The 8,907-nt window shown below is 68.0% G+C and carries 10 protein-coding genes and 1 pseudogene; 9 read left to right on the forward strand and 2 right to left on the reverse strand.

What is annotated here, in order from left to right:
- Positions 1 to 124 precede the first annotated feature (124 nt).
- The 6 genes from A5691_RS16795 to A5691_RS16820 all read left to right on the forward strand — a co-directional run bounded on the left by A5691_RS16795 (position 125) and on the right by A5691_RS16820 (position 5,756).
- Positions 125 to 1,027, forward strand: coding sequence for a phosphatidate cytidylyltransferase (locus A5691_RS16795; RefSeq protein WP_068266701.1), 903 nt, complete (start codon positions 125 to 127; stop codon positions 1,025 to 1,027).
- A gap of 9 nt (positions 1,028 to 1,036) precedes the next feature.
- Positions 1,037 to 2,836, forward strand: a complete 1,800-nt coding sequence (locus A5691_RS16800; protein ID WP_068014840.1) for an ATP-binding cassette domain-containing protein — start codon at positions 1,037 to 1,039, stop codon at positions 2,834 to 2,836.
- 355 nt (positions 2,837 to 3,191) lie between these two features.
- Entirely contained in the window at positions 3,192 to 3,668 is a 477-nt protein-coding gene (locus A5691_RS16805) for a hypothetical protein (RefSeq protein ID WP_156669953.1), read from the forward strand.
- A gap of 116 nt (positions 3,669 to 3,784) precedes the next feature.
- Complete coding sequence (locus A5691_RS16810) at positions 3,785 to 4,075, forward strand: hypothetical protein (protein WP_067778821.1); 291 nt, start codon at positions 3,785 to 3,787, stop codon at positions 4,073 to 4,075.
- Between the two features lie 16 nt (positions 4,076 to 4,091).
- Complete coding sequence (locus A5691_RS16815; RefSeq protein ID WP_067749975.1) at positions 4,092 to 4,457, forward strand: DUF732 domain-containing protein; 366 nt, start codon at positions 4,092 to 4,094, stop codon at positions 4,455 to 4,457.
- 81 nt (positions 4,458 to 4,538) lie between these two features.
- On the forward strand, positions 4,539 to 5,756 hold the full coding sequence (locus A5691_RS16820; protein ID WP_067778824.1) for a bifunctional 2-polyprenyl-6-hydroxyphenol methylase/3-demethylubiquinol 3-O-methyltransferase UbiG: 1,218 nt from the start codon (positions 4,539 to 4,541) through the stop codon (positions 5,754 to 5,756).
- Here the strand turns inward: A5691_RS16820 and A5691_RS16825 are convergent.
- Positions 5,753 to 6,763, reverse strand: a complete 1,011-nt coding sequence (locus A5691_RS16825) for a chemotaxis protein CheB (RefSeq protein ID WP_067749977.1) — start codon at positions 6,761 to 6,763, stop codon at positions 5,753 to 5,755. The two genes, A5691_RS16820 and A5691_RS16825, sit on opposite strands and share 4 nt — an antisense overlap.
- A gap of 252 nt (positions 6,764 to 7,015) precedes the next feature.
- Here A5691_RS16825 and A5691_RS16830 point away from each other — a divergent pair, with 252 nt between their 5' ends.
- From A5691_RS16830 to A5691_RS28690, 3 genes are all read left to right on the forward strand, one after another.
- Positions 7,016 to 7,798, forward strand: a complete 783-nt coding sequence (locus tag A5691_RS16830; protein WP_067749979.1) for a hypothetical protein — start codon at positions 7,016 to 7,018, stop codon at positions 7,796 to 7,798.
- 110 nt (positions 7,799 to 7,908) lie between these two features.
- The gene (locus A5691_RS16835) at positions 7,909 to 8,664 is read left to right on the forward strand and encodes a dienelactone hydrolase family protein (RefSeq protein WP_068014842.1); all 756 of its coding nucleotides are present in this window, start codon (positions 7,909 to 7,911) and stop codon (positions 8,662 to 8,664) included.
- 7 nt (positions 8,665 to 8,671) lie between these two features.
- Positions 8,672 to 8,773, forward strand: a complete 102-nt coding sequence (locus tag A5691_RS28690; RefSeq protein WP_231969385.1) for a DUF6295 family protein — start codon at positions 8,672 to 8,674, stop codon at positions 8,771 to 8,773.
- Positions 8,774 to 8,807: 34 nt separating this feature from the next.
- On the opposite strand, the pseudogene A5691_RS28695 reads toward A5691_RS28690, so the two are convergent.
- Positions 8,808 to 8,885 (reverse strand): annotated as a pseudogene (locus A5691_RS28695) (DUF6295 family protein); the annotation flags it as partial.
- Between the last annotated feature and the right edge of the window lie 22 nt (positions 8,886 to 8,907).

The following is an 8,907-nucleotide window of genomic DNA, read 5'->3' on the forward strand; positions in this document are numbered from 1 at the left end:
CGGTACGCCCGTCGATCCCCACACCACCTCCGCACCGCAACTGCGGTCGCAGGTGCTGGCGCTGCGGGGCGACGTCGTGGCCGATGACCGCTTCGCGCTGGCGTCTTAGAACCGGCGGCCCACCATGTCACTCCTCGACCGCTGGTTTCCTCATCTCGATCGGCGGATGCCGCTCAACATCGACGTGGGTCCGCTGCACGTCCACATGTACTCGACGGCTGTGTTCCTGATGTGGGTCACGGTGGCGATCCTCGCCGTCGCGGGCGCCGCCGTCCTGGTCTCGCGCAAGCGCGAGCTGGTGCAGAAATGGCGCACCTGGGTGCTGATCGCACCGGCTGTCGGGATCCCGGTTTGGGCCGGCCAAGGCACGACGGCGGGGTTGGCCGCGTCGCTGGCGGTCGTCGCGGTGATCGAGTACGCGCGACTGGTCAAGCTGGGCCGGGCCGACACCTACGTGCTTGTGGTCCTGGCCGTGGCATACCCGGTCGCGGCGTGGCTGCGCCCCTCGCTCCTGCAATTCGCGCCGATCATCGTGCTGCTGTGCGTGGCGCCCTCGGTCCTTCAGGGCGACGTCGAGAACGGCGCCAGGCGCGCCGCCTCCGCCGCCTTCGCCTCGGTGTGGATCTGCTGGTCGCTGTCCCACCTCGTCATGGTGGGACCGGACGCATACCTGCTGTGTTTCGCCGTCGCGGCCACCGACGTCGCGGCGTGGTGCGGCGGAAAAGGGTTGCGCCGCATGCGATGGGCGCGCACGCCGCTGTCCCCGCTGAGCCCCAACAAGACGGTCGGCGGGATGGTCGGCGCGATCATCGGCGCGTTCGGAATCCTCACCCTGTTGGGCACCATCTCCGTCGGCCTGCTCATCGCCGTCTCCATCGGCGGTCTGTTCGGTGACCTGCTTGAATCCATGCTCAAGCGACAGGCCCAGGTCAAGGACGCCGGTGACTGGCTGCCCGGATTCGGTGGCCTCCTCGACCGCATCGATTCACTGCTGGTTGTCCTCCCACTCGCGTACTTCCTCGGATGAGAGATCTCAATGAATAACGACAAGCCCACGATGCCGATCACCCTCAAGAATCGGACCGACGAAGCCGCGAACGCCACGGAAATGCGCGCCCGCTGGCGATTCCCGGCAGAGCCGTTCGGGTCGATCCCGATTAATCGGAGCGTCCAGCGCGAGAACCGATTCCTGCCCGCGGCGACCGGCGGCCTGGAGATGCGCGATGTCAGCCTCGCCGTTGACGGCGAAAGGGTTCTGCTGGACCGGGTTTCGTTCGCGGCGCGCCCCGGCACGTTGACCGCGGTGATCGGCCCCTCGGGCGCGGGCAAGTCCACTCTGGCCAAGGTCGCCGCCGGGGAGGATCGGCCGACCAGTGGGACGGCGTCTTTGGAGGCGAGGGCCGTGCACACAGTGCGCAGCGAGATCGGGATGGTGCCACAGGACGACCTTGTGCACGCCCGGCTCACCGTCGCACAGGCACTGCAGTACGCGGCGGAACTCCGGATGCCCGCCGACACCACCGCAAGCGCATGCGCGCGGGTGATCACCACCGTGCTCGAGGAACTCGAGCTGACACCCCACGCTGACACTCGCATCGACAGGTTGTCGGGCGGCCAGCGTAAGCGCGTGTCGGTCGCCGTCGAATTGTTGACCAGCCCTTACCTATTGGTGCTCGACGAACCGACGACGGGGCTGGATCCCGCGCTGGACCGCTCGGTGATGGCCATGCTGCGCCGGTTGGCCGACGCAGGCCGCGTGGTCGTGGTCGTCACGCATTCGTTGACGTTCCTGGACGTGTGCGACCAGGTGCTGTTGCTCGCACCCGGCGGCAAGACGGTTTTCTGCGGCCCTCCCGATCGGCTCAGTTCCTATCTGGGAGCCTCAGATTGGGCTGACATCTTCACCAGGGTATGCGCCGATCCGGACGGTCTCCAACGGCGGTTCATGCAGGGGCGAGACTCCCAGGAAGCGGACACGGTATGCCGTCCCGCGCTCGTTCAGCCGGTCCAACCGCCCCCTGTCGGCATATGGCGTCAAACGTCGACGCTCGCGCGTCGCCAGGTGAGGTTGCTTGTGGCGAACCGTGGTTACCTCGCCTTCCTCGCTGTGCTGCCGTTCATCGTCGGCCTGCTGCCGCTGACCGTCACCGGTCACGCAGGCCTGAGCCACATGCCGGCGCCTGGCGAACCACCGTTCGAAGCCAAACACATCGTCGCGTTGACGAGCTTCGCGGCGATCCTGATGGGAACCACACTGAGCGTCCGCGATCTCGTCGGCGAACGCGCCGTCTTCCGGCGCGAACAGGCGGCGGGACTATCGGCGTCGGCATACCTGCTCGCGAAGGCGATCGTCTTCGGCGCGGTCGCGGTGATCCAATCCGCGATACTCGTTGCGATCGTCACGGCGCCCGCGATCGGCAAGCCCGGCCCGTCTGGTGCGGTGGTCCTGGGTAGCCCGGCCGTCGAGTTGTTCGTCGGCGTCGCGGCGACCTGCGTAGTGGCCGTCCTTCTCGGCCTTGCGCTTTCGGCCGTGGCCCGCACCGGCGATCAGGTCATCGTGCTGCTGGCGATGACGCTGATGGCGCAACTGGTGCTCGCGGGCGGCTTCATCCCGGTGACCGACCGACCGTTGATGGAAGCCTTGGCCTGGCTGACGCCCGGACGATGGGGGTTCGCGGCGACTGCGTCGACGGCCGATCTGACCAAACTGGTCGCGGGGATTTCGAACGATTCGCTCTGGCAGCACACCGGTTCGGCGTGGCTCACGAATATGGCCGTGTTGGGGGTGCTTGCCATGCTCTTCGCCGGCGTCACGCGCTGGCGTCTTCGACGTTGAGGCGCTTGCGTTTTGCGCAATCCGACAAGCGGAACGCAGCCGGGCATTACGCTTCCTGGTTATGGCCAGGGGGAAGAAAGTTCTGATTGCGCTCGTGCTCGCATTCGCCGTCTCAACGACGTCGGTGGGCTGCATACCCATCACCATTCCCACCTGCCCCGCGGGTGGCGGCCCGGTCGGCTGCTGATCACAGGCGCGGCATGGGCGCGAGCTTCGCTGCCCGTCGTTGTCTGCAGTCGCTAATCCAGTCACCGGATTTGGGGCACCTTGGTGCCAGAGCTAGAGGCTTTGTGCCCTGTCTAGCCGGCGCCGCCCGAACGAAGATCACCACCAGCACAGGGTTAGGAGGCCGGTGGTGATCAAGCAAGCCATGGCGGGCGCTGCGGCGGTGGTCCTCTTCGTCGGGGGCTGCTCCGCTGGAAATCACAACGGCGGTGGCGGCACGACCACCACGACCACGTCGCATGGTCAGGCCGTGCGCGGATGGGTCGAACTGACCAAAGACCACATGCAAGACCTGGGGATAGCGATGGGCAAGGCGACATTCGCCATCGGGGAGCATGACTACGCCGCCCTGGGGGCCGCCTGCCACGAGGGCCACGACGCGGCGAGCTTCCTCCAGGGGCACCTGCCGTCCCCCGACAAAGAACTCACCGACGCGCTGCAGGCCAGCCTCGACGACTTCGATGCCGCGTCCCACTTCTGCGTCGCCGCGGTCGAGGACAAGGATGCCAACGAGGCGCGCCATGCCGGCGAATTCATGAACTCCGCCGAAGGGCATCTCACCACCGCCACCGGCATCCGGGATCGCATCGTCAACGGACCGGCCTAGGTCGGATCAGCGACCAAGGGGCCGCTGGGCGAGGACCTTGGCCCCTACCAGCTCTCGGCGGGCGGGGCGACAGTGAGATCACACAACTTCAGGGAGGACGAGCAATGAATTGCGAAGTGAGCAAATTCTTCTGCGGGGCGTTCGCCGGCATCGCGTACGCCCACGCGGGCTACGCCATTGCCGCTTCCAGCGGCATCATCGACGAGCCGATCTTCCTCGGGAGGAAGTGGGGCGTCGGGTTCATGTGGACGGAGGCCGTCGTCTATTCCGCGATCAGCGTGGCGCTCGGGTACGCGGGCTGGCGCCAACGGCCGGTCGGGCTGCGCGCGGTCCCCGCGCCGGAGACGAACGGGCAGAGCGAGCACGGGGTGAGCCAGGCGAAGGCCCCTCAGTCGGCCTGGAACTGATCGGCACCGCGCCGGTATGAACGTCCGTCGCGGGAAGTGGCCGGCGGTCTGTGCGGTCCTGCTGTCGGTGCTCGAGCTGCTGGCGTCGGCGCCGGCGTCGGCCGACCCGGGCGACGACGCGTTCATCGCGTCCCTCGCCAACTACGGGATCGAAGTCCGAGACAGCGACGTCGCGATCGCGATGGCCCACCGGGTGTGCACCGGATTCGACAACAACGCGAACGCAAGCGTGCTGGCGATGAAGGTGAAGCGCGACACCGATCTCTCGATGAAGGAAGCCAGCTACTTCGTCGGCCTGTCCGTGGCCGCCTACTGCCCGCAGTACCGGGGGCTCATCGACAGTTCGCTGATCTGGCTGGTCCCAGGGCCCCCGCTGATGTGAGCCGGTACGCCGTAAGCAAGCCGGACGGCCCAAGGCACAGTAAGTTGGTCGCGACCGCCACCGCGAAGGAGCCGCGCCGAAGTGACCGACGATCCGCGGAGCGACGGCGTGTCCAGTCAATACGATCGCTGGGAATACCCGCCCCCGGTGACCGATCTGGCGGCGTGGACCAAGACCCACTGGGACTGGTTCGATCCGTTCTGGGCGCACCGGGTGTTGTGGCCTAACCGGGAGTACGTACCGGACCTGGACATTCTGATCGCGGGTTGCGGCACCTTCCAGGCTGCGCTTTTCGCGTTCATGAACCGCGCCGCCAGGGTGGTCGCGATCGACGTCAGCCGGAAGGCGCTGGAACACGAGCGGTACCTGAAAGACCGGCACGGCCTGGACAACTTGGAGCTGCACCTGCTGCCCATCGAAGAGGTGGCGACGCTCGGGCGCGACTTCGACCTCATCGTGTCCACCGGCGTCCTGCACCACATGGCGGATCCGCTGACCGGGCTGAAGGCGCTCGGCGGGTGCCTGCGCGCGGACGGTGTGCTGGCCGTCATGCTGTACGCCAAGTACGGCCGGATCGGCGTCGAGATGCTCGAATCGGCGTTCCGCGACCTGGGGCTGGGGCAGGACGACGCATCGGTCCACATGGTCAAGGAGGCGATCGCGGTGCTGCCCGCGGATCACCCCGTCCGCCCGTATCTGAAGGGCGCGCGCGATCTGGTGTCCGACGGCGCTTTGGTCGACACGTTCCTGCACAGTCGCCAGCGGAGCTACACCGTCGCGGAATGCCTGGACCTGGTCGGCGCCGCCGGATTGGCATTCCAGGGCTGGTTTCACAAGACGCCGTACTACCCGCACGACGTCGTCGCGCCGGCGAGCGGGTTCCAGGCGCTGCTGAACCAGCTGCCCGACGTCCAGCTGTGGTCGGTGATGGAACGCCTGCAGCCGGCGAATGCCACGCACTTCTTCATGGCGTGCCGCCCCGAACGCCCGAAAGAGCACTACGCGATCGATTTCTCGACGCCCGAGGCGCTCGATTATGTTCCGCTATTGCGGACGGCGTGCCTGCTCGCCGGGGACGATATCCATCTGCCGGGCAGCAAGCTGAAGCTCAACCCGGCCCAGTTGCCGTTCGTTCAGCAGGTCGACGGCCGCCGGACGATTCGGGAGATCATCGAGCACGTCGCCCGCCAGGGCGACGTCGGCCCCGAAAATGCCGAACTGGTAAGGGAATTCGGGCGAAAACTGTTCGAGTCGCTGTGGCGTCTCGACTTCCTGGCGATGGCGTTGCACACCGCTTAGGTGCTCCCGCCGTTCCGACTGTCGGCCTTCGCCGTCAGCAGGCCCTGCCGCAACGCGGCAATCGCGTGGGCGGCCCGGTTCGCCGCGACCGTATAGCCTTCCAGATCCGCTGCGCTTTCGGCGTTCTCGGCGAGGGTGCGGGACAGCCGCGCGGTGTCCTTCAGGTTGCGGATCGCCGCCCAGATCGCTTCTTCGAGTTCGTCGCCGTAGGCGACGAGCAGCGCCTGGGCCGTCCACGCGTGGCCGACCTGGCAGCGGTAGGCGTTGTCACCAACCGACATCAGAGCTCCGTTGCAGCTCGGGCACGTGTATCCGGTCGGTGGGCCCAGGTCTTCCACGCCGACGGATGCGGCGAACTGGCTGTCCATCGCGATCTGATTCTCCAACTCGAGTCGCCCGTCGGGATCGGCCGCCGGCTCCTCGACGTTCCGGTCGGCGAGCCGCCCGAGCAGGCTGCCGATCTCCTTTGCCGCGGCCGTGTGATCGGCCAGGCCGGCCTTGATGGCGTTCTTCGGTAGGTCGGGAAACAGCGCGTCGCTCGGTTCCTGAACCACTGTGGCCCCTCCCTTGGACTTGATGGCGCGCAGTCCGGCCACGCCGTCGTCGAGCAGCCCCGACATCAGAACGCCGATCGCGCGTGGGCCATAGTCCAGCGCGACGGACCGGAACAGTGCGTCGATACCGGGTCGGCGACCGCTCTCCCACGGTCCGTCCGACAGCGCCACCCGGTGGTCGCTGGCCAGCAGATGGTGGTTGGGCACGGCGGCGTAGATCCGGCCGGCCTCCAGCACCGCACCGCCGACCGCCGCGACCGCGGGCAGCGGGCCGCTTCGGTTGATGATCTGCGCCAGCAGGGACGGCGCTCCCGGGCTCATGTGGATGACGATCATGACCGCGAACGGAAAGTCCGGCGGCATCCCCGCCGCCAGTTCGCTCAACGCCTCGATGCCCCCGGCGGATGCGCCGATCGCCACCACGCCTTCAGCCGGCGTTGCCGTGCGACCCATAGCTCGACCTAGCCCTACCCTGTCGCGGTGACAGCCTTCAGATCCGTACCGCTCCAACACTGACCCCCGCACGGCCGCGCGCCAAGGGCCATAAGCCCTCTCCGCGGCGTCACCTTTCGCCGGGAAAGCCGTTGGCGCCGCGGGAATCCGGCGGCCCGAGAACGCCGCGCGGCGGGGGTCGTGGGCCGCGGACCAAATTTTCGACCCGGCCCCCGAGGACCACGGAAACCGTCACTCATACACTGACCCCTCGTGGGCATGCTGTTTGGTCTTGCGCCGTGGATCGTCTATTGGGTGCTCGTCGGTAACGTCCCATTGCCGGCGGCCGCACTCGTCGGGCTGGCCGTCGCTGCCGTCGCACTGGCGATCGGGCACCTCACCGGCAAGCCGGAGCGGACGCTCGAAATCGGTTCCGCCGCAGTATTTGTGGTGCTGACGGGGCTGACCTTCGCGCTCGGTGACCGGTTCTCCCACCGGTGGATACTCCCGCTGAGCATCGCCGGTTTCCTGGTGGTCGCGCTCGCCGGCACGCTGACGGGCAAGCCGTTCGTGCGCGCGTTCGCCGCCGCGGAGCAGCCCGCGGACGTGCGCACGACCGAGTTGTTCGCGCGGGCCGTCAACGTCCTGAGCTGGGTGTGGGTGGGAACCCTGGCCGTCATGACGGTGTCGTCGGCGATCCCGCCGCTCATCCGGGGCGATGCCACCATCCTGGACACCAGGACTCCGTTGTCGTACGCCTGCTACTGGCTCATTCCGTTCACGCTGTTCGGACTGGCGGCGCTGGCGTCGCGGGTGCTGCCCGAGCGGATGCTCGCCGGGATCGACGACGTGGCGCGGGAAACCTCGTTCGTCGCCTACGACGAGGCCACGATCGACGAGCTGTACTTCCTTGCCCAGGAGCACGCGAATCGGGAGGTCGGTCCTGGCAAGGAGGCCTACAACGTGAAGGTCGGGGGGATGGGCATCCCGTTGACGGGGGACGAGTCCCGCAAGTCGTGGCCCTCGACGTACAAGGTGCGCGACAAGCGGCGCTGACGGCGTGGGGGTGTTCCGCTACGTTGGGTTCCGGCGGGGCGGGCCCGGACCGGCCGCACGCGCTCCGCGTCGGGTTGCGGCCGACCAGGGAGCCCAAAGAGGAGTCGCGAATGAACGCGGTCAGCCCAGACGCCATCCGTGCGGAGACGATCACCATCACCGGTCACGGCGGCGACGAAATCGAGGCGTACCTGGCGACTCCGCTCGCCGAGTGCGCTCGCGGCGGGGTCGTGTGGATCCATCACATGCCCGGCTATGACCGCGAGACCAAGGAGTTCGTCCGGCGGCTCGCCGTCAGCGGCTTCCACGCCGTGGCCCCGAACCTCTATTCGCGTGAGGCGCCGGGCGCGTCGCCCGACGATGCGGCGGCGGCGGCGCGGGCGGCGGGCGGCGTGCCCGACGAGCGCCTGGTCGGCGACGTCGCGGGCGCGGTCGAGCACTTGCGCTCGTTGCCGGGCGCCAACGGCAGGTTCGGCGTGATCGGGCATTGCTCCGGCGGGCGGCACGCATACCTGGCGGCGTGTTCGCTGCCGTTCGATGCCGCGGTGGACTGCTATGGCGCCTTCATCGTCGAGGATCCGCCGGAGGGGATGCCCAAGGCCATGAAACCGATCCTGCAGCTGGCGCCGAACCTGAGTTGCCCGCTGCTGGGCCTGTTCGGGCTCGACGACCGATTCCCGGCGCCGGCCGCGGTCGCCGCGCTGGACGGCGAGCTGAACAGGCTGAACAAACCGCACGAGTTCCACTCCTACGAGGGCGCGGGCCACTCGTTCTTCTCCGTCGATCGGCCCGCCTACCGGCCCGAGGCGGCGGTCGACGGCTGGCGGCGCATCGACGACTTCTTCGCCACCCACCTGAAAGGCTAGGCCGCCCATGTGCACCTATCTCACCGAACACGTCGGAATCGACGGCAGCGGCAAGGGCGCCACGGGGTGGTTCGGCGCCAGCCGCGCGACGGCCCGAGCTCCGGATTGATCACGTCGATGTTGACCGTGTGGCCGTAGGGGGCGTGCACGGGGTGATCGACATACACCGTCGCGCGGCTGGCGCCGAACCACCCCGTGGCGCCCTTGCCGCTGCGGTCGATTCCGACGTGTTCGGTGGGATTC

The organism is Mycobacterium sp. E183 (assembly GCF_001667735.1).
Classification (GTDB): domain Bacteria; phylum Actinomycetota; class Actinomycetes; order Mycobacteriales; family Mycobacteriaceae; genus Mycobacterium.

Bases quoted from the DNA above. Each gene is read 5' to 3' on its own strand.
- A5691_RS16835 (WP_068014842.1), top strand. From the start codon at position 7,909: ATGAACGCGGTCAGCCCAGACGCCATCCGTGCGGAGACGATCACCATC.
- A5691_RS16825 (WP_067749977.1), bottom strand. From the start codon at position 6,763: ATGGGTCGCACGGCAACGCCGGCTGAAGGCGTGGTGGCGATCGGCGCA.
- A5691_RS28690 (WP_231969385.1), top strand. From the start codon at position 8,672: ATGTGCACCTATCTCACCGAACACGTCGGAATCGACGGCAGCGGCAAG.
- A5691_RS16795 (WP_068266701.1), top strand. From the start codon at position 125: ATGTCACTCCTCGACCGCTGGTTTCCTCATCTCGATCGGCGGATGCCG.
- A5691_RS16815 (WP_067749975.1), top strand. From the start codon at position 4,092: ATGAACGTCCGTCGCGGGAAGTGGCCGGCGGTCTGTGCGGTCCTGCTG.
- A5691_RS16800 (WP_068014840.1), top strand. From the start codon at position 1,037: ATGAATAACGACAAGCCCACGATGCCGATCACCCTCAAGAATCGGACC.